A 20302-nucleotide genomic window follows, 5' to 3' on the forward strand; every position below is an offset into this window, starting at 1 on the left:
ATTTTTTTGATTGACTTTACTAGTTACGGCAATAGTAATGTATTTACTGTTGCCGTAACAACTAGCTTATTACTCTTGGACTAGTACTTCTAACATACCATTAATAATAAATTGTACACCCATACACACTAGTAAGAATCCCATTAGTTGTGAGATTACCTTAATTCCATTAGCGCCGATAAAACGCATGATTGCGCCTGAGCTACGCAGTACTCCCCAGACTATCAAGCTAACGGTGAGAAACACCAAAATAGGCGCAATCTTAGTTATCCAAGGTGCAAAATAAACACCCTCTTTAATCGTAGAGACCCAACTAATAATCATAGCGATAGTACCTGGCCCTGTTGTGCTTGGCATGGCGAGCGGTACAAAAGCTATATTAACGTTTTTTATCTTGTCTTTGGTCTGGTTTTCTATTTCGTTAGTCTGCTCTAGATCTGGAAATAACATGCGAAATCCAATAAATGAGACAATCAGACCACCAGCAATACGCAAACCTTGGAGAGAAATTCCAAAAGTTTTCATGACTAGGGTTCCAGCATAAAATACCACTATCATGATGATAAAGACATAAAAAGATGTCAGTAGCGACTGCTGGTTACGCTCCTCAGGAGTCATATTTTTACTGAGGCTCAAAAATAGTGCTAGGGTAGTAAGGGGGTTTGCGAGAGGTAATAGAGCCATCAGGCCCAGGCCAATAGCCTTAAAGAGTTCTAACATAGGTAATTTTTCTCCTAGTAAACTAGTAAATCTGGTGGCATATTCGATAGAATATCGTACAAAAATAAGAAGCGCCGGCCCTATCATTTAGAGCGTTACCTGCTACAACTACTTTGAATATCTATTCATTATTAAATGTACTGCCTACGACCGTAAATGCCAATCATTATACTTTATAGGTACTATTAATAAAAAGATTCTATTAATAAATTCTAGTGAACAGCAATATTTATTACGGTTTAAGTCAGTTAATAAGTTATTTCTTCAAATGAAGGGCGTTTATTCAGCTGGTTTGATTTTGTTTTAATCTTTATATAAGGAGTAAAAACAGTGCATTATTTGAATTATGGTTATGAACGAATGATCATCTGGAACGTACTACTATGAAAAATGCTTTGCTTACCCCTTTTTTCTTACCTCCTTTTTCCGCGATCCATCCTGAGGATATTATGCCGGCTGTCCAAGCAGCATTGAACCATTGTCGTCAAACCGTTGAAAAGGTAGTAGCCTATTCAGGTGCATTTAACTGGGATAATCTTTGTCAGATACTAGCAGATGCGGATGACGATTTAAGCCGTATTTGGTCACCAGTCAATCATCTAAATGCAGTACAGAATAGTGCACAACTACGCGCTGTCTATGAACAAATTCTGCCACTATTATCAGAGTACAGTACCTGGGTGGGGCAACATAAAGGGTTGTACAATGCCTATTATAATCTGCGTCATAGCGATGATTATAATCAGCTAAGCATAGCGCAGAAAAAAGCTATAGATAATACATTACGCTCTTTCGAACTTTCCGGAATTAACTTGACTACAGAAAAACAGCAGCGCTACGGACATATTGTCGCCAGGTTGTCTGAGTTAGAGTCAGCTTACAGCAATAATGTACTAGACTCCACAACCGGATGGAGTAAATTGATCACCGATGAACATACGTTATCTGGAATACCAGATAGTACGCGAATGGCTGCACGCGCCAATGCCGAGACCCACGAGCAGGAAGGGTGGTTACTTACGTTAAATCTTCCTAGCTATCTATCTGTTCTAACCTACTGTGATAATAGTATCTTACGTAAAGAATTATACCGAGCTTACAATACTCGTGCCTCAGATCAAGGACCAAATGCAGGTAAATGGGATAACGGACCTATTATGAGTGAAATACTAGCGTTACGCCATGAACTAGCGCAAATTCTGGGATTCAACAGCTACGCAGAAAAATCTTTGGTCACTAAAATGGCACGTGAACCTCAACAAGTACTCGATTTTCTGAACGATCTTGCTAAGCGCGCTCGACCGCAGGGAGAGCAAGAACTTGCGCAGCTACGTACTTTCGCAAAAATGCATTTTGATCATGATACGCTAGAGCCTTGGGATATCGCTTATTACAGTGAAAAACAAAAAGAGTCTCTATTTTCTATCAACGATGAACAGTTGCGTCCTTATTTTCCAGAACCGCAGGTTCTCAGCGGTATGTTTGAGGTCGTGAAACGTATTTATGGTATCACTACGGTAGAGCGTAATGATGTCAATACCTGGCATTCAGATGTTCGTTTTTTTGACTTATTTGATGAGCTAGGCGAATGGCGTGGCAGTTTCTATTTAGACTTATATACCCGCAACAATAAACGTGACGGTGCTTGGATGGATGAATGTGTAGGTATGATGCGTAAAGTAGATGGTACCTTACAAAAGCCTGTTGCTTATTTGACCTGCAACTTTAATCTTCCGGTGAGCGGAAAACCAGCACTATTTACCCACAACGAAGTTACCACATTATTCCATGAATTTGGTCATGGTTTACATCATATGCTAACTCGTATAGATACCCCAGGAGTAGCTGGTATTAATGGTGTTCCATGGGATGCGGTAGAGCTGCCAAGTCAGTTTATGGAAAACTTCTGTTGGCAACCTGAGGCGCTAGAGTTAATTTCCGGCCACTATGAAACCGGTAAACCACTACCAATAGAATTGCTGAATAATCTGCTAGACGTAAAGCACTACCAAGCTGCATTATTTATTTTACGCCAAGTAGAATTCGGCCTTTTCGATTTCTGCATGCATTACCAGTACAATCATCAGCAAGGAGCGCAAGTATTGGAAATACTGAAAAAAGTTAAAGCACAGGTCGCAGTTGTTCCTAGCGTTGAATGGGTACGTTTTCCCCATGCTTTTAGTCATATATTTTCTGGCGGTTATGCTGCCGGCTATTACAGCTATTTATGGGCTGATGTACTAGCTGCCGATGCATGGTCGCGCTTAGAAGAGGAGGGTATTTTCAACAGAAAAACCGGCGATTCATTTCTAGATAATATCCTTTCACGTGGCGGATCTGAAGATCCAATAGTATTATTTACACGTTTCCGCGGACGCAAACCACAGTTAGATGCTATGCTACGCCACTACGGTATCCGAGATATTAGTAAGTAATACTATTTAAATTAATTTAAGTGCCAGCCAGTATAACCCCCCTGCCAGCACAATAGCTACTGGCAGGGTTAAAATCCAAGCCATCAAAATATTTTTTACTGTTTTACCCTGTATACCACCACCGTCAACCAGCATAGTACCTGTCACAGCTGACGAAAGCACGTGAGTAGTAGACACCGGCATGCCGGTATAGCTAGCGATACCTATGAATAACGCTGCGGTCATCTGCGCCGAAAGACCTTGCGCATAGGTCATCTCTTTTTTGCCTATTTTTTCACCGATAGTGGTCGCGACCCTTTGCCAACCTACCATCGTACCTAGCGCCAGTGCTAGTGCTATGATTACAATAATCCATAGAGGTGCATACTCGACCGTGTACAATAGATCTTGTTGTAGATTATTTAAGAACAGTTTATCAGTAGCTGGCGTTTCTGGAAATTTCGTAACTTTGTCAGCAATATCGGCGAGGCACATAAGTAAACGACGTAGGTGTGAGCGCTGCTCTGGACTCAACTCGTCGTAACTATTGAGATTATTCAGTAGCAGCGAAGCACGATGTATCGGAATAAATGCCTGTGAAAGCTCACAGTGTAATTCTTGTCGTATAGGTTTTTCGCTCTGACTCCAACTCCAAACCTTGTGGTTAGTTTGTAACGTTAAAAAGGGATTTACGACACTAAAAGTGCATTGATGCTGCGTATAGTACTGCTGTAAGTGATTAACAGCATCACGGGTACGGCTGATATCATAACCGCTGGCATTCATATTGACGACAAAGCCCGCCGGCGCTACACCTATTAGTACTAGCATAATCAGGCCGATGCCTTTTTGACCATCATTAGCACCATGCGAAAAACTGACGCCGGCAACAGAGAAGATAAGTGCGATGCGAGTCCAGAATGGCGGCTTACGTTTTCCATCTTTTTTTTCTCGTTCGTTGGGCGTCATATGAATACGACGGCGCTTTTTAGTATTACTCCAATAGTAGCGTAGAAAAAAAACCATAGCACCGGCTAGCACCAAACCTACTAGAGGAGAAATGACTAACGATAGGAATATTTCAATCAGCTTAGGAATATTAAGAGCCTGTACTACTGAACTATTAATAATCAGCGCGTTTGTTAACCCTATGCCGATTATTGCACCGATAAGAGTATGGAAACTCGAGGCAGGTAAACCAAAATACCAGGTACCTAAATTCCAAAGAATCGCTGCCAATAGCATAGAAAACATCATAGCTAGCCCCTGTGCCGAACTAACATTAAGGAGTAGATCAATCGGTAATAGATGAACAATGGTATAAGCCACACTCAGACCACCCATCAGTACACCAAGAAAGTTGAACAAACCAGACATCGCAACTGCTAATTGAGAACGCAAGGCTCTAGTATAAATAACAGTTGCTACGGCATTCGCAGTATCATGAAAGCCATTAATCGCCTCATAAAGTAAGATAAAAAATAATGCACAAATTAACATTGTACCGGTATGGAAATCCATGCCGTCGAACAAATGTAGCATAGGAGAGGGGTGCCATTGTTTGGACATGAACGGGCCGCATTATCTGCGACAAATAGCCCTAGGGAAAAGAAAAATATGGCTTTTTTGACGATTATTGTAGTGCAGATAGAATTAGCAATACCTTTATATGATGTTATTCAACTCTTTACTTTCGAAGGTTTCAATCATTAATGAGCTTAATTTAAGTAGCAAGTCAGGTTGCTTCTACTAGTAATTGTTGTACTGCAGTATAAGACTAATACTATGTTTCGCCGACTTATAACAGACCAAATTATGTCAACAAAAAACTGATCACTCACGTATACTCAGTAGTGTAGTGACAGTAAGTAGTGCGATTTTTTTAATTGAATAGTATCAATTTTTTTACTAACAATAGGAGAATTAATCCTTAATGTTGATATCGAAGGTTTTTGACTCTGCGAATGAAATTCTAGATGCTCGCGGTCTACGTTGTCCTGAGCCTGTCATGATATTACGTAAGACTTTGCGTCATATGCCCGAAGAGCAAATACTGCTGATTATTACCGATGATCCATCTACAATACGCGATATTCCATCGTTTTGCCGGTTTATGGAGCATACTTTGTTGGCACAAGCAACAAAGCAGCTACCGTATCATTATCTATTACGCAAGGAAGGAAAAAGGAAAGAGGGGGCGCCTAAAAAAATTAGGATAGGATAGCGTCGATATTAGACGAATAATATTTACGAGCAATAAATAGTGGTAATATTAAGTAAGGAGCATAGTCGCACATGGCAAAAGAAAACAAAAGAAGTTTCTTTTCCTCTTTCAGCTATCGTCGTAACGATGATCATAATCATAGCAAATCAGACCTATTGCATGATACCGTATCGCCAACCACTGGTAGCAAAACCAATCATACTTCCTCTGCTATTGATATTACTATACGAAATTTCTCTCACAAGCAGGAGCACCAGTTACACGAGGGATTATTCACTAGGCTGAAACATAGTCTAGTAAAAACACGTAACAATTTTGGATCTGGATTGATCAAATTGTTCTGCGGCAAAAAAATAGATCATGATTTATTCGATAAACTAGAAGCGCAACTTTTGATTGCCGACGTAGGGTTAGAAACCACTACAAAAATCATGGATAACCTTATTGCGCATGTAGATAGCCGTAAACTAAAAGATGCAGAGGCGCTTTACAGTAAACTATACGAAGAGATGACGGCGATTCTTTCGTTAGTTAGTCAGCCGCTAGTCATAGATGGTCAAAAGCCATTCGTCATCCTTATAGTTGGTGTCAACGGTGTAGGTAAAACTACCACTATTGGTAAAATGGCGCGCCAATATCAGGCTGAAGGAAAAAATGTGATGTTGGCTGCAGGCGATACTTTCCGCGCGGCCGCAGTAGAACAGTTACAAGTGTGGGGTGAACGTAATAATGTAACTGTGGTAGCACAGCATACTGGTGCTGATTCAGCCTCGGTTATCTTTGACGCTATTCAGGCGGCTAAAGCGCGTAGCATTGACGTTCTAATTGCAGATACATCTGGACGGTTACAAAATAACATCTCTCTAATGGAAGAGCTAAAGAAAATAGTCCGGGTGATCAAAAAATTAGACGTTGAGGCACCCCATGAGATTATGCTAACTATTGATGCAGGTACTGGGCAAAATGCAATTAATCAGGCCTATTTATTCAATCAAACTATTGGACTAACCGGTATCACCCTGACAAAATTAGACGGTACAGCTAAAGGAGGGGTAATTTTTGCTATCGCAGACCGTTTCGGTATTCCAATTCGCTACATCGGGATCGGTGAAGGTATTAATGATTTACGACCTTTTAACGCCGAGACTTTTGTGCAGGCAATATTTTCCCGAGATGATTAATAAAACATGATTTATTTTCAACAAGTCAGTAAAAGCTATCTTAGTGGAATACAAGCTATTCAAGATGTTGATCTTCATATTCGTCCGGCTGAGATGGTTTTTATTACTGGGAATTCTAGCGCAGGGAAAAGCACTCTTCTAAAACTAATATGTGGTCTTGAACGCCCGAGTACCGGTCATATTTTGTTTTGCGGTCATAATCTCAGCCGACTCAAATATAACGAAGTGCCTTTCTTACGGCGGAAAATTGGGATGATATTTCCAGATCATCTTATGTTACTAGATGGTACTGTTTATGAGAACGTAGCGATGCCGCTGGTGATAACCGGCACGAGCATCGAAGATATCCGCCGTAGAGTATCTGCAACGCTGGATAAGGTCGGTTTATTGGATAAAGCATGCTACTTTATCGGACAGTTATCCCGCGGTGAAAAGCAGCTAGTAGCTATTGCTCGCGCAGTAGTCAACAAACCGGTCATCCTACTTGCGGATGAACCAACTGGTAACTTAGATGAAGTTTTATCCCAGGGTATGTTACGGTTATTCGAAGAGTTTAACCGCTTTGGCGTTACGGTACTAATAGCTACCCACGATACTAGATTAATTACCAGTAGAAATTATCGAATTCTCACACTGAAGCAAGGAAGAATGTGTAGAGGCATATATGGATTATAAAGTTTACCAACGAGCCCGCCTTAAAAGCAAAAAGCGAAGCTGGTGCTGGAAAGAGCAATGGCGCTATGCCTGGTTGAATACTATTGTGGATATGTGGCGTCAGCCGCTAACGACCTTGTTTACAATCATATTCATTGCCATTTCTTTCACGTTGCCTAGCTTAAGTTACTTAGTATGGAAAAATATCAGTAAGGCAGCAGAGCAGTGGTATCCTACCCCACAGTTGACAGCATATCTAGATAAGGAGCTAGATGACGATGCGGCGATTAAGATTATCGAAAGACTCAAACAAGAATCTGGTGTCTATAAAGTTAACTATCTGTCGCGGGAAGAAGCAATGGACGAGTTTAGTCACTGGTCTGGTTTTAGCAACGCGATTAACATGCTAGAAGATAACCCTTTACCAGCAGTAGCTATTATCACACCCAAGCTTAGTTTTCAACAGGCTGAAATATTAAAGAAGCTGTGCGATAAGCTTGCTGGGTTTAAGGGTATTTATGAAGTACGAATGGATGATAGCTGGTTTACTCGCTTAGCAGCATTCACAGATCTCATAAGTCAAATATCAGTAGTAATTAGCATATTAATGATAGTTACTACTTTTTTGGTAATAGGCAATAGTATCCGTATTAGTATTTTCAACCGGCGTAATACGATCAACGTGATGAAGTTTATTGGTGCGGCTGATAGCTTTATCTTGTGGCCTTTTCTCAACAGTGGAGTACTACTAGGGGTAATAGGAGCAATATTATCTGTAATCTTTTCTACTACTCTAGAATGGCAGCTAAATTCAGTTGTTGCTAAAGTAGCAGCCGTATTTGGAACTACTTTTGTGCTGTATGGGCTGAGTTGGGATGAAGTAGTTCTACTGCTATTACTATCCGCGATTATGGGCTGGTTGGCTGCCTGGTTGGCCACTATACAACATTTACGGCATTTCACACCGGACTAATATTTTTCTACTCAGAGTTTTTAACTATTTAACTAATTGCCCCATCAAATTAGCATCAGTTAAATCTAAATCGTACCGCACCTTAAATGCTTTTGTGAGAGGTATTGAATGATTAAAAAGAAGCCAGTTTTGGCTGTAATGACTAAAGGTAGTCTAGAATACTATGTTAAGGCTGCCAATACTTACCCAATGCTTACAGCAGAGGAAGAACTTCAGTTCGCTGAAAAACTGCATTATCAAGGTGATATAGAAGCTGCAAAGCAACTAATTTTATCTCATCTACGCTTTGTAGTTAATATTGCTCGTAACTATTCTGGTTATGGTTTACCTCAAGCTGACTTAATCCAGGAAGGTAATATAGGTCTGATGAAAGCGGTACGTCGGTTCAATCCAGAAGTTGGTGTACGCCTAGTATCCTTTGCTGTGCACTGGATTAAAGCAGAAATTCACGAATATGTACTACGTAACTGGCGCATTGTTAAGGTAGCTACTACCAAGGCACAACGTAGGTTATTTTTTAATTTACGAAAAATCAAGCAACGTTTGGGCTGGTTTAATAAGGACGAGGTAGAAATGGTTGCTAAAGCGCTAGGAGTAACCAGCAAAGATGTCCGTGAAATGGAGTCCCGCATGGCCGCGCAGGACATGACATTCGATCCTATGCTAGATGATGAGGGACAAGATGGGCTGTTTATTGCGCCAATGCTCTATCTACAGGATAAATACTCTGATTTTGCCGATAGCATCGAAGAACAAAACTGGGATGATCATGCAGCAGACAAACTTCAAATAGCTTTGGAAAAACTAGATGAACGCAGTCAGTACATAATACGTACTCGCTGGCTGGATAATAATAACAAGAGTACCCTACAAGATCTAGCAAAGAAATATGGTGTATCCGCAGAGCGCATTCGTCAATTAGAAAAGAACGCAATGAAGAAAATACGCATGGCGATTGAAGCACAATGATAATAATTTTTTTTACTATAAACATAGTATAATATACTAACGTAACCGACAATTAGGCTGAATGCTATTTCTGATAATGCTATGAAATACCGTAACTTACGTGAATTTCTGAATATTTTAGAGCAACGTGGTAAATTAAAACGTATTAGCTTGCCTGTTGATCCTTATCTTGAAATGACCGAAATTGCAGATCGTACTCTACGCGCTAATGGACCTGCCTTATTGTTCGAACATCCTAAAGGTTATTCAATGCCGGTGCTATGTAACTTATTCGGCACTATAGAGCGGATAGTATTAGGCATGGGGCAGGAGGAAGTTACCGCACTACGGGATGTAGGTAAGCTCCTCGCGTTTCTTAAAGAACCAGAGCCACCTAAAGGGTTCCGTGACCTACTGAAGATAGTACCGAAGTTCTGTCAAGTGCTACATATGCCGACTAAGCTCCTTCGTTCCGCGCCATGCCAGGAGCAGATATGGCAAGGTGCTGATGTGAACCTCAGTTGTCTTCCAGTTATGCATTGTTGGCCAGGTGACGTCGCGCCTCTTATTACTTGTGGGATTACGGTAACGCGCGGGCCACATAAAGAACGACAGAATCTAGGTATTTACCGCCAGCAAGTTATTGACAAAAATAAGGTGATTATGCGTTGGTTGTCCCATCGCGGTGGCGCTCTGGATTTCTATGAATGGACCCAGAGACACGCTAATAAGCGCTTTCCCGTAGCAGTGGCATTGGGCGCTGATCCGGCTACCATTCTTAGCGCGATTACTCCAGTACCTGACACGCTATCGGAATATGCTTTTGCAGGTTTATTACGTGGCTATAAAACAGAAGTAGTTAAATGTATTTCCTGTGATTTAGAAGTTCCTGCTAGCGCAGAAATAGTTCTAGAGGGCTACCTTAAAATGGGAGATATGGCTACTGAGGGACCATATGGCGATCATACCGGTTATTATAATGAAAGCGATCGTTTCCCTGTTTTAACTATCACCCATATCACTCAGCAACGTGATGCGATCTATCATTCGACTTATACCGGTCGACCAATCGATGAACCTGCAGTGATAGGTGTCGCTCTTAATGAAGTATTCGTTCCTATTTTGCAAAAACAGTTTCCAGAAATAGTAGACTTTTATCTCCCCCCAGAAGGTTGTTCTTATCGCTTAGCAGTGGTTACTATAAAAAAACAATATGCAGGCCAGGCCAAGCGAGTCATGATGGGAGTCTGGTCTTTCTTACATCAATTTATGTATACCAAATTTATCATCGTATGTGATGATGATATTAACGCGCGTAACTGGAAGGACGTTATATGGGCAATCACAACTCGTATGGACCCAATACGCGATACTGTATTCATAGATAATACGCCGATAGATTATCTTGATTTTGCATCACCCGTGTCTGGCCTAGGATCCAAAATGGGTATGGATGCAACTAATAAGTTACCAGGTGAAACGCAGCGTGAATGGGGCACACCTATTCAAAGGGATGAGAAAATACAGGCGCATGTCGATGCTATTTGGGAACAACTTGGTATCCTTAACCACTGTTATTCTTAATAATATCTACTATGGCGCTTAATAACTTCACTATTTTATCAGATCAGAGGGTAAGCATGACAACATTAACCTGTAAGGTCTCTTCCGTAGATGCGATTACCAAAAAGGTTTACCGGGTTCGATTGACGCCGAAAGTAGCTTTTAATTTCCGCGCCGGTCAATATCTCATGGTTATAATGGATGAACGCGATAAATTACCGTTTTCCCTAGCATCTACTCCGAAGGAAACACGCTTTATTGAACTACATATTAGTGCTTCTGAACGGCATTTGTGCGCTATGGCGGTTATAGATCGCATCCTGAAAGACCGTGAAATTATGGTAGAGATTCCTAAGGGAGAAGCCTGGTTACGTGATGATACAGAACGTCCTATCGTATTGATCGCTAGCGGCACAGGATTCTCCTACGCCCGTTCTATTCTACTCACCGTGCTAGAGCACCAGCCGCATCGTGTAGTGGCTCTTTACTGGGGTGGTAGAGAACGAAATGATCTGTATGATTTAAGTGAATTGACATTATTTGAACGAAAGTATTCCCAACTTACAGTAGTGCCTGTGGTAGAGCAGCCTGATAAAAACTGGCAAGGTAGAACGGGTACTATGTTAAGTGCGGTGATGCAAGACTATCACAACTTAAATCCTTACGATCTCTATATCGCAGGTAGTTTTGAAATGTCGAAGTCTGCCCGTAAACTGTTTTGCACTGAGCGTTACGCTTGTGTAGATCGTATGTTTAGCGATGCCTTTACTTTGATCTGATATCTTAGTAATTACATCAGCCTCCGTACCTGAGCTCTCTACCTAGCAACACAACTTACCGTACGATGTATCTGTAACAAACTATGAGGCCAAATTGTTATTAAATTTTTGCTATAACAACGACTGCTGGAGTACTACGATTCGACCACTACTAGTTTAGTTAAATATTCCTGCTGATTTTCTTCTATCTTACTTAAAATTAACTACATAACTAATGATTGTATGCGAAATAACAGATTGAAAATAGCAACTCGTCAAAGTCCGCTCGCTCTTTGGCAAGCGAACTATGTACGCAAAGAATTATTAGGATATTATCCTAATCTACTAGTAGAACTAGTGCCGATTGTTACTCGCGGCGATCTGATTCTTAACAAGCCACTGACCAAATTAGGAGGAAAAAGATTATTTATTAAAGAGTTAGAACAAGCAATGTTAGACCGGCGTGCTGACATCGCAGTTCATTCTATGAAAGATATAACAATTTCTTTTCCCGAAGGTATCGGACTAGCTGTGCTGTGCGCCCGTGAAGATCCGCGCGACGCTTTTGTTAGTGTGCGTTATACGAGTATCGATACGCTACCAACTGGTGCTATAGTTGGTACTTCTAGCCTACGCCGGCAATGCCAATTGCGCGAACGTCGCCCCGATTTAGTCATGCGTGATTTGCGGGGGAATGTTGGTACCAGATTAGATCAATTAGATAAAGGTGAATATGACGCACTGATCTTGGCAGTTGCCGGACTTAAGCGGCTTGATTTAGCACATCGCATCGGCATGGCCATCGATCCTGCTGATTTATTACCAGCAGTAGGTCAGGGCGCTGTAGGTATTGAATACAGACTAGAGGATACTCATATTCTTGCGATATTAGCGCCGTTACATCACCGCGATACTGCTCTGCGTGTCGGTGCAGAACGCGCAATGAACGCTAGGCTGGCAGGTGGATGTCAAGTGCCTATTGGTAGTTACGCCGAGATTGAGGGCGACCAAATCTGGTTACGTGCTCTAGTTGGTGCGCCCGATGGTTCTGCTATTATCCGTAGCGAGGGACGAGCACCTTTGGCTCAAGCAGAAAAGCTTGGCCAACGCTTGGCCGATGATCTCTTGTGCCGAGGAGCGTACGCTATTCTTAACCGTGTCTATCAGTACAACTCAACTCTTAGCGAGAGATGAATGAGTATTCTGGTTACACGACCATCTCCAGCTGGTGAGCAGCTAGTAAAAATATTACGCACATACGGTAAATCAGCTTGGCATCTTCCGCTGATTTACTTTTTACCAGGCCTCGATCTTCCCATGCTTGCAAAGCGCCTAACTGCTCTTTCTCATGATGATTTGCTATTTATTATATCTCAACATGCTATTGATTATGCTCATTCCTGGCTACTGCAACAAGGAATAACATGGCCAGTTAGACTACGTTATTTCGCTATTGGTCGTACTAGCGGGCGCAGGCTACGTAGTTTAAGTGGTTTGCCGGTAAGCTATCCGTATCAGTGCGAAACTAGTGAAAGCTTGTTAAGTCTACCTTCTCTAGCTAGCTTAGATGGGCGGCGCGCTCTTATACTACGCGGAAACGGAGGACGAGACTTGCTAAAGAGCACTCTACTCCAGCGAGGCGTTCAAGTAGAATATTGTGAATGTTACCGGAGATACCCCATTCCTTACGATGGTGAGGAGCAGGGCCATCGCCTACTATCGCTTGGAATTAAAACGTTGATCATAACTAGTGGTGAAATGTTACAACAATTCTATACTTTAATGCCTAAATACAGTCACAACTACTGGTTTATGCGATGCCGGTTAATAGTTATGAGTGAACGTTTAGCCATCATTGCCGATCAATTAGGCTGGAAAAATATCATCGTCGTAAACGTGGCAGATAATGATGCCTTAATGCGTGTATTGCTTTAAACTTGAGAATCATTCTTGCGAAAAATATTCACTATTTGATCTATCAAGCCGGTTGCGTCCCAAAATCAGTGCGCTAAAACCTATGATTAGGGTAACAATCCATCGTAAACAAGATCCTGTCCGGGCGTAGGGAGTAAGACCACTAGTTGGTGTTACTAGAACGTTAAGTACTTTACGGGTGAACTGTGGTAACTGTGCTTGCGGTGTCCCATCAGCGTAGATGACCGCAGTAATTCCGTTATTAGTACTATGTAGCAGGGGCCGGCCCAGTTCCAGAGAGCGCATCCGAGCCATCTGAAAATGCTGCCATGGACCTATAGAATCACCAAACCAGGCATTATTAGAAATGGTTAGCAGAAAGTCTGAATCAGAGCGAAAATTATCGAGTACCTGGCTGCTCATAATGATCTCATAGCATACGGTAGCTGTTAGTTTCATCCCAGCCGCCGTTAATGGCGGCTGAATATAATTTCCCTTAGTTAAAGATGACATAGGCATATTGAAGAATGGTGTTAGTAGCCGTAATAGACGTGGTAGCGGTACCATTTCCCCAAATGGCACCAGATGGTGCTTATTATAGCGATCCATACTAGGATAACGGTATGGGGTAGACTCTCCTAGTATTATAATACTGTTATAGTAATTATAACCATATGATGTAGGACGTGAATCAATAATACCAGTAATTAGACTAGTATGTTGCAATCGTAAATTTTGATCTAGTGTCGTCAAGAAAGCATTTTGATCTCTCTCATTATCTGGAATAGCTGACTCCGGCCAAATAACAATTTGCGCTTTACCAAGCACAGGTTGTGTACACTGCAGATAAATATCTAGTATGAGCGGTATTTGATTAGCATTCCACTTCATTGACTGTGCAATATTTCCCTGTACCAATGCAACTTTTATTGCACTATTGTGCTGGGGTTGATACCAGTGCAACAAGGACAAAGGCCAGGGTAATACTAGTAAAGCTAGCGCCCAGAGCGCATGCAACATGCGTCTTTTTGACAGCGCGCTGGCAGTAAGGCCACTGATGATAACTAATAGAAAAGTTATTGCTTCAACGCCTAATATCGGTGCTAAACCTTTCAACGGACCGTCAATTTGACTGTAGCCGAACTGTAACCAGGGAAAACCGGTAAGCACCCAACCGCGCATAAACTCGGTAAGTGACCATAATACTGGGGCACCGAGCGCAAGCCGCCACAGACTATTACGCGGCCAAAGCTGCGCTAGTAGGCAGGCGAACAACATGGGATAAAGCGCGAGATATATTACCAGCAGTACCACCAGCGCAACATTAACTAGGCAGGGCATACCACTAAACTGAGCTATGCTAACATAAACCCAGTTGATGCCGGTACCAAATAGGCTAATGCCCCAGATAAAACCTAGCAAGGCGGCATGCCGTACGACGCTATTAAGCGTGACAACCAACAAGCCCGTCAGGGAAATAATAGCAGCTGGCCAAAAATTATACGGAGAAAAAGCCAGGGTACCACACGCACCTGTTAATAGCGGGATAGTCAGGTTCCAGTGGTCTTTTAAGAGATAGGCAATAGTTCTTTTATACTCTATTTGCCTGGATAGATTGATAACCATAAGGTAATAATTTTGGTTTATGTATTCTTATCAGCAAGATAGGGATCTAAATAGCCTAGTTTCTGCATGATTTCGGTTTCTAGATCCTCCATCTTCTTAGCTTTTTCCTCGAGGAAATGATCATACCCTAGTAAATGCAGGGATCCATGAATAACCATATGCGCCCAATAAGCTTCGGACGTTATATTTTGTTCCTGTGCTTCTCGTTCTACTACTGGCTGGCAGATAACGATATCACCTAGTAGCAAAAGTTCTACTTCTGGTGGTGCCTCGAAAGGAAACGAAAGTACATTAGTTGGGTAATTTTGACCTCGATAAGTCTTATTCAAATAAGAACTTTCTGCCTCATCTACCAGGCGAATGGTAACCTCAGCTTGATCACGAAACAGCGGTAATACTCCCTGCAACCAACGCATTAAAGCTTTCTCAGGCGGTAAATTATACAGTTCATTACAGGCCAGTTGTAAATCTAAAATAATTATGCTCATAAATTGTTACATACCCTTCAGCCGGCGAGCGGGTATTTACCCTGATGATAGGACTGTATATATTTAACATCACAATATATTTACATTTAGGCATTATTTTTAGTGTGATTTGATGTAGTTAATACTATTCTATATCCGCAGATCTGAAGATACCGCGCAAAGAATTTGGATATACATCAACAATTTCTACATCAACGAATTTTCCTATCATCCCAAGGTTACCTACAAAGTTTACCACACGGTTATTTTCGGTACGTCCTGATAGGTTCATCACATTTTTGCGTGAGGTACCTTCCACCAAAATACGCTGTATTGTACCTTTCATAGCATTGCTAAACCGCATAGCCTGCTGGCGAATACGCTCCTGTAAAATATATAGTCGTTGCTTTTTTTCTTGCTGACTCACTGGATCAACGATATTAGCAGCAGGTGTGCCCGGACGGGCGGAATAGATGAAACTAAAGCTTATATCAAAATTTACCTCTGATATAAAATTCATGGTCTGCTCGAAATCTTCCTGGGTTTCACCTGGAAAACCAACAATAAAATCTGAACTAATTTGGATCGACGGTCGTACCTTATGTAGCTTACGAATAATATATTTATACTCTAAGGCAGTGTGAGCACGTTTCATCATAGTCAAAATACGGTCTGAACCGCTTTGCACCGGAAGATGAACGAAACTGACTAGTTCCGGAGTATCTCGGTAGACATCAATGAGATCATCCGTGAAGTCAAGAGGGTGACTTGTAGTAAAACGGATGCGGTCGATACCACTAATGCCCGCAACCAGCCGTAGTAGTTCAGCAAAGGTGCAAATTCCGCCGCCGTCGCGCGTACCATAGTAGGCATTGACATTCTGCCCTAATAGATGGATTTCACGAACTTTTTGATCTGCAAGTTTGGTGATCTCGAAAAGAATATCTTCGCACGGCCTGCTTACTTCCTCGCCGCGAGTATAAGGTACCACGCAGAAGCTACAGTATTTATTACAGCCTTCCATAATAGAGACAAATGCTGTGGGGCCTTTTGCGCGAGGTTCAGGTAGATGATCAAATTTTTCTATTTCAGGAAAACTTATATCCACAACAGGACTACGGGTACTACGCACGTGGTTAATCATATCCGGCAGGCGGTGCAAGGTCTGCGGCCCAAAGACAATATCCACATAATTAGCGCGGTCACGTATGCGAGATCCTTCCTGCGAAGCTACGCAACCGCCTACGCCAATAATTAAATCCGGATTTGCTTCCTTTAGAATTCGCCAGCGGCCTAATTGGTGAAAAACTTTTTCCTGAACCTTATCCCTGATTGAACAGGTATTCAGCAATAGAACATCTGCTTCTTCGGCGAGATCTGTCAAATGATACCTATGAGTACTATCTAATAAATCAGCTATCTTCGATGAATCATACTGATTCATCTGACAGCCACAGGTTTTGATATGTAATTTGGCGTTCATTAGCTTACCCTTACTCAGTATAGTAAAAAAAGCTGAAGGCTCGTGCAGGATTAGTTTTGAGATATAATAATAAGTATACCACGTATAATGGGTATGAAAATGGTAACATTTGAACATCAGAATAAGATTAATACGCCTAAAGAGTACCATGATGTAGTAGTTGTCGGCGGCGGAATGGTGGGTGCTACTTTTGCACTGACTCTAGCAAAAGCCGGTTTTAGTGTTCTGGTAATAGAATCTTTGCCTCTGGCTAAAGTAGTAAACAGGATCAAACCAGATATTCGAGTATCGGCAATTAATTATACATCAGTGGAATTCTTACGTAGTCTACAAGTATGGCAAAATATAGGCGATGATTTTTGCGTTCCTTATCGTCAGTTATATATATGGGAATGTCCATCGTCAGAAGTAGTATTTGATGCAGCATCTATTAATTTACCAGAACTAGGTTGTATGGTAGAAAATAGGAGGCTACAGCAAGCATTATGGCAGAGCTTATCCGGGTGCGACAAGCTTAAGCTACGCTGTCCGGCAGTACTAAAAGCAATGCAATATGACGGCAGTCGCTGGCTATTGAGACTCTCTGACGGCAGTGAAATTACCAACCGTTTGTTGGTCGGGGCCGATGGTACGAATTCACAGGTCAGGCAGCATGCAGGTATCACCATCAGTGGCTGGCAGTATCGACAGTCTTGCATGCTGCTTAGTGCTGAGATAGAAGATAAAAGCTATCAACATAAATCAACCTGGCAGATGTTAACTCCGACTGGACCACGAGCATTTTTGCCCTTGTATGATAAGTGGGCATCCCTGGTATGGTATGATAGTTCATGGCGTATCCGGCAGCTACAACAATTAACGCTGCAGTCATTAACGCATAAGGTTATGACAGCTTTTCCAGCGCGTCTAGGTACTATAAAGCTGCACAACGCAGCTTCATTTCTATTAACACGTAGTCACGCGGGCAATTACGTTAAACCTGGTTTAGCGCTTATTGGCGACGCTGCACATACCATTAACCCTTTGGGAGGACAAGGATTCAATCTTGGCTTACGTGATGCTCGGACGCTGGCCGAGGTTTTAATCAGTGCGATAGAACATGATGAGCCCTGGGATAGTCTACAGGTACTTAGACGTTATGAGCATCAACGCCGCTGCAACAATTTACTGATACAAGCAGTAATGGATGTTTTTTACACCACCTTTAGTAATGATCTACCGCCGTTAAAGCTAGCGCGCAATATCGGTCTAATGTTAGCGCAGCGCGCAGATGGTATCAAACTAAGAGTACTAAAATATGTACTAGGTTTGTGATATTTTTGCTGACTTTACTACTGCATCTAAAATAGAAAGTAATTCCGCTTCTTCCATAATCTTAATGTTCAGTTGTTGTGCTTTCATAAACTTGGAGCCAGGAGCCTTGCCAACAATCAATAAGTCGGTTTTAGCAGAGACGCTCCCACTAATCCTAGCGCCTAATGCTACCAGCTTACCCTTGATTTCTTCCCGTGATAAGGTAGTAATAGAACCTGTTAGCACAATAGTTTTACTAGAAAACGGATGAGCATGATTTACTGCGTCCAAGACGGATAGCGGAGATGCCCATTGAATGCCAATATCTGGGCTTAATAATTCATTGATTACAGCGAGATTGTTTTTGTTATTAAAAAAATTTTGTACATGGGTCGCAACTATTATTCCTATATCTTGAACATTAGTTAGTGATTCGATATCAGCTACCATGAGCGCACCCATATTTCTATAATACATTGCCAAATGGGCTGCTTTTGCCTCCCCGACTTCGCGAATGCCAAGCGCATAAATAAAACGGGCAAAAGTAGTTTCTTTAGCACGTTCGAGTGCATTAATCAATTTTTGCGCTGCCTTTGGCCCCATACGATGCAAACAAGTCACTCTATCTTTGTTTAGCCGAAATAAATCAGCTGGGTTTTGCACTAGTTTGCAATCTACTAGTTGATCAATAATTTGACTTCCCATACCAATGACATTCATTGCACGGCGGGAAACAAAGTGTTTCAGCGCCTCCTTACGTTGCGCATCGCAGTCTATACCGGCGATACAGCGAATAATCTTATCCCCTGTGACTTGCTCAACTTCGTTGCCGCATACTGGACAGTGTCGGGGACATTTCACTGTATGCGCATCCGTAGACCGTTGCGCGGTCACAACATTGATAATCTGCGGTATCACGTGACCGGCACGGCGAATCACGACCGTATCACCGATCATCAATCCAAGGCGTTTAATTTCATCATAATTATGTAAGCTAGCGTTACTAACTAGAGCACCAGCAACCAAAACGGGCTCTAGCCGTGCTACTGGCGTTATTCTCCCAGTACGACCGACCTGAAACTCAATATTTTGTACCCGGGTTAGTTGCTCCTGAGCCGGGAATTTATAAGCAATGGCCCAGCGAGGCGCACGAGCGATAAAGCCAAGCTGCTGCTGCTGCACTAAAGAATCGACCTTAATTACGACACCATCGATGTTAAAACCTAGCACCGGCCTCATCTTAAGCACCTGGCGATAAAACCCTAAAACCTTATTGTAGCCTGCACAACGGCGGATACGATCACTGACGGGCAAGCCCCATATTTTAAACTGCTGCAAGAGTTCCCAATGACCTCCTGGTAGTTCTTTTCCTTCGATTAGTCCTACTCCATAACACAAAAAATTTAGTGATCGTGTCGCGGTAATAGCAGGATCTATTTGTCGTAGCGAGCCAGCCGCTGCGTTGCGCGGATTAGCAAAAACCTTGCTTTTTTCTCGTTTCGCTATCTCATTCAGACGCAGGAAACCGGCTTCTGACATAAAAACTTCGCCACGAATTTCAATTAAGCGTGGCACATTGCCGTCATCTTTCAACCATAACGGAATCATACGTATAGTGCGCACATTAGTAGTGACGTCTTCACCTATCAGACCGTCTCCGCGAGTCGCAGCTCGTATTAGCTTACCATTTTTATAGAGTAAACTTACTGCTAGTCCGTCTAATTTTAGTTCACAGCAGTAGGTTAGATCATCGTTATGCTTTAATCTATCACGCACCCGCTTATCAAAAGTAAGGAAATCTGTATCTTCTAATATTTTATCTAGTGAGAGCATCGGCACCTTGTGGCGTACCTGGCGAAAGCGGCTTTGTGCTTGTCCACCAACATGTTGTGTGGGAGAATCGTTGGTTAGAAGATCAGGACGTTGCTTTTCTAGTTCGCGTAATTGCGTCATAACCCAGTCATATTCAACATCAGACACTTCTGGTGCGTCTTCTACGTAATATAACCAATTCCAATAACGTAGCTGTTCACGTAATTGCTGAATATGTTGTTCGATCTGTTTCATGGAGAATTTCATTCTCG

Annotated in this window: 16 protein-coding genes and 1 pseudogene; 11 read left to right on the plus strand and 6 right to left on the minus strand. The window is 42.1% G+C overall.

What is annotated here, in order from left to right; translation table 11 throughout:
• Positions 1 to 69: 69 nt before the first annotated feature.
• Positions 70 to 720 carry a MarC family NAAT transporter gene (locus IM45_RS00300; protein WP_038499438.1) on the minus strand — a complete coding sequence of 217 codons (651 nt, stop codon included), beginning with the start codon at positions 718 to 720 and terminating at the stop codon, positions 70 to 72.
• 383 nt (positions 721 to 1103) lie between these two features.
• On the opposite strand from IM45_RS00300, the gene prlC reads away from it, so the two are divergent.
• The gene (gene prlC / locus IM45_RS00305; protein WP_038497799.1) at positions 1104 to 3155 is read left to right on the plus strand and encodes an oligopeptidase A; all 2052 of its coding nucleotides are present in this window, start codon (positions 1104 to 1106) and stop codon (positions 3153 to 3155) included.
• 6 nt (positions 3156 to 3161) lie between these two features.
• Here the strand turns inward: prlC and pitA are convergent, their stop codons facing one another.
• A complete protein-coding gene (gene pitA, locus IM45_RS00310) occupies positions 3162 to 4676 on the minus strand; it encodes an inorganic phosphate transporter PitA (protein WP_038497803.1) in 1515 nt (504 codons plus the stop codon).
• Between the two features lie 391 nt (positions 4677 to 5067).
• Between pitA and tusA the strand changes: the two genes are divergently transcribed.
• The 9 genes and pseudogenes from tusA (at position 5068) to hemD (ending at position 13370) form a co-directional block, all read left to right on the plus strand.
• On the plus strand, positions 5068 to 5358 hold the full coding sequence (tusA, locus tag IM45_RS00315) for a sulfurtransferase TusA (protein ID WP_420021800.1): 291 nt from the start codon (positions 5068 to 5070) through the stop codon (positions 5356 to 5358).
• Between the two features lie 263 nt (positions 5359 to 5621).
• Positions 5622 to 6539, plus strand: a pseudogene (gene ftsY / locus IM45_RS00320) (signal recognition particle-docking protein FtsY); the annotation flags it as partial.
• A gap of 6 nt (positions 6540 to 6545) precedes the next feature.
• Complete coding sequence (ftsE, locus tag IM45_RS00325; protein ID WP_038497805.1) at positions 6546 to 7214, plus strand: cell division ATP-binding protein FtsE; 669 nt, start codon at positions 6546 to 6548, stop codon at positions 7212 to 7214.
• Entirely contained in the window at positions 7204 to 8166 is a 963-nt protein-coding gene (gene ftsX / locus IM45_RS00330; RefSeq protein ID WP_038497808.1) for a permease-like cell division protein FtsX, read from the plus strand. Before ftsE ends, ftsX begins: the two co-directional genes overlap by 11 nt.
• 108 nt (positions 8167 to 8274) lie before the next feature.
• Positions 8275 to 9135: an RNA polymerase sigma factor RpoH gene (gene rpoH / locus IM45_RS00335; protein WP_038497811.1), complete on the plus strand. Its 861-nt coding sequence runs from the start codon at positions 8275 to 8277 to the stop codon at positions 9133 to 9135.
• An 81-nt stretch (positions 9136 to 9216) separates the two neighbouring features.
• Positions 9217 to 10698 carry a 4-hydroxy-3-polyprenylbenzoate decarboxylase gene (ubiD, locus tag IM45_RS00340; protein WP_038497813.1) on the plus strand — a complete coding sequence of 494 codons (1482 nt, stop codon included), beginning with the start codon at positions 9217 to 9219 and terminating at the stop codon, positions 10696 to 10698.
• A 56-nt stretch (positions 10699 to 10754) separates the two neighbouring features.
• On the plus strand, positions 10755 to 11456 hold the full coding sequence (fre, locus tag IM45_RS00345; RefSeq protein ID WP_038497816.1) for an NAD(P)H-flavin reductase: 702 nt from the start codon (positions 10755 to 10757) through the stop codon (positions 11454 to 11456).
• A gap of 222 nt (positions 11457 to 11678) precedes the next feature.
• Positions 11679 to 12629 carry a hydroxymethylbilane synthase gene (gene hemC, locus IM45_RS00350; RefSeq protein WP_038497820.1) on the plus strand — a complete coding sequence of 317 codons (951 nt, stop codon included), beginning with the start codon at positions 11679 to 11681 and terminating at the stop codon, positions 12627 to 12629.
• The gene (gene hemD, locus IM45_RS00355) at positions 12630 to 13370 is read left to right on the plus strand and encodes a uroporphyrinogen-III synthase (protein ID WP_038497823.1); all 741 of its coding nucleotides are present in this window, start codon (positions 12630 to 12632) and stop codon (positions 13368 to 13370) included.
• 9 nt (positions 13371 to 13379) lie between these two features.
• Here the strand turns inward: hemD and lnt are convergent, their stop codons facing one another.
• The 3 genes from lnt to miaB form a co-directional block, all read right to left on the minus strand.
• Entirely contained in the window at positions 13380 to 14975 is a 1596-nt protein-coding gene (gene lnt, locus IM45_RS00360; protein WP_051984588.1) for an apolipoprotein N-acyltransferase, read from the minus strand.
• A gap of 17 nt (positions 14976 to 14992) precedes the next feature.
• Positions 14993 to 15463, minus strand: coding sequence for an rRNA maturation RNase YbeY (gene ybeY, locus IM45_RS00365; protein WP_038497826.1), 471 nt, complete (start codon positions 15461 to 15463; stop codon positions 14993 to 14995).
• A 124-nt stretch (positions 15464 to 15587) separates the two neighbouring features.
• Positions 15588 to 16925, minus strand: a complete 1338-nt coding sequence (gene miaB, locus IM45_RS00370) for a tRNA (N6-isopentenyl adenosine(37)-C2)-methylthiotransferase MiaB (RefSeq protein WP_038497829.1) — start codon at positions 16923 to 16925, stop codon at positions 15588 to 15590.
• Positions 16926 to 17051: 126 nt separating this feature from the next.
• Here miaB and IM45_RS00375 point away from each other — a divergent pair, with 126 nt between their 5' ends.
• Positions 17052 to 18239 carry an FAD-dependent oxidoreductase gene (locus tag IM45_RS00375; RefSeq protein ID WP_038499448.1) on the plus strand — a complete coding sequence of 396 codons (1188 nt, stop codon included), beginning with the start codon at positions 17052 to 17054 and terminating at the stop codon, positions 18237 to 18239.
• Here the strand turns inward: IM45_RS00375 and ligA are convergent.
• The gene (ligA, locus tag IM45_RS00380; protein ID WP_038497833.1) at positions 18228 to 20285 is read right to left on the minus strand and encodes an NAD-dependent DNA ligase LigA; all 2058 of its coding nucleotides are present in this window, start codon (positions 20283 to 20285) and stop codon (positions 18228 to 18230) included. The genes IM45_RS00375 and ligA overlap by 12 nt on opposite strands.
• Positions 20286 to 20302 lie beyond the last annotated feature (17 nt).

This window comes from Candidatus Palibaumannia cicadellinicola (assembly GCF_000754265.1).
GTDB lineage: Bacteria > Pseudomonadota > Gammaproteobacteria > Enterobacterales > Enterobacteriaceae > Baumannia > Baumannia cicadellinicola_B.

Bases quoted from the DNA above. Each gene is read 5' to 3' on its own strand.
- IM45_RS00300 (WP_038499438.1), bottom strand. From the start codon at position 720: ATGTTAGAACTCTTTAAGGCTATTGGCCTGGGCCTGATGGCTCTATTA.
- prlC (WP_038497799.1), top strand. From the start codon at position 1,104: ATGAAAAATGCTTTGCTTACCCCTTTTTTCTTACCTCCTTTTTCCGCG.
- pitA (WP_038497803.1), bottom strand. From the start codon at position 4,676: ATGCTACATTTGTTCGACGGCATGGATTTCCATACCGGTACAATGTTA.
- tusA (WP_420021800.1), top strand. From the start codon at position 5,068: ATGTTGATATCGAAGGTTTTTGACTCTGCGAATGAAATTCTAGATGCT.
- ftsE (WP_038497805.1), top strand. From the start codon at position 6,546: ATGATTTATTTTCAACAAGTCAGTAAAAGCTATCTTAGTGGAATACAA.
- ftsX (WP_038497808.1), top strand. From the start codon at position 7,204: ATGGATTATAAAGTTTACCAACGAGCCCGCCTTAAAAGCAAAAAGCGA.
- rpoH (WP_038497811.1), top strand. From the start codon at position 8,275: ATGATTAAAAAGAAGCCAGTTTTGGCTGTAATGACTAAAGGTAGTCTA.
- ubiD (WP_038497813.1), top strand. From the start codon at position 9,217: ATGAAATACCGTAACTTACGTGAATTTCTGAATATTTTAGAGCAACGT.
- fre (WP_038497816.1), top strand. From the start codon at position 10,755: ATGACAACATTAACCTGTAAGGTCTCTTCCGTAGATGCGATTACCAAA.
- hemC (WP_038497820.1), top strand. From the start codon at position 11,679: ATGCGAAATAACAGATTGAAAATAGCAACTCGTCAAAGTCCGCTCGCT.
- hemD (WP_038497823.1), top strand. From the start codon at position 12,630: ATGAGTATTCTGGTTACACGACCATCTCCAGCTGGTGAGCAGCTAGTA.
- lnt (WP_051984588.1), bottom strand. From the start codon at position 14,975: ATGGTTATCAATCTATCCAGGCAAATAGAGTATAAAAGAACTATTGCC.
- ybeY (WP_038497826.1), bottom strand. From the start codon at position 15,463: ATGAGCATAATTATTTTAGATTTACAACTGGCCTGTAATGAACTGTAT.
- miaB (WP_038497829.1), bottom strand. From the start codon at position 16,925: ATGAACGCCAAATTACATATCAAAACCTGTGGCTGTCAGATGAATCAG.
- ligA (WP_038497833.1), bottom strand. From the start codon at position 20,285: ATGAAACAGATCGAACAACATATTCAGCAATTACGTGAACAGCTACGT.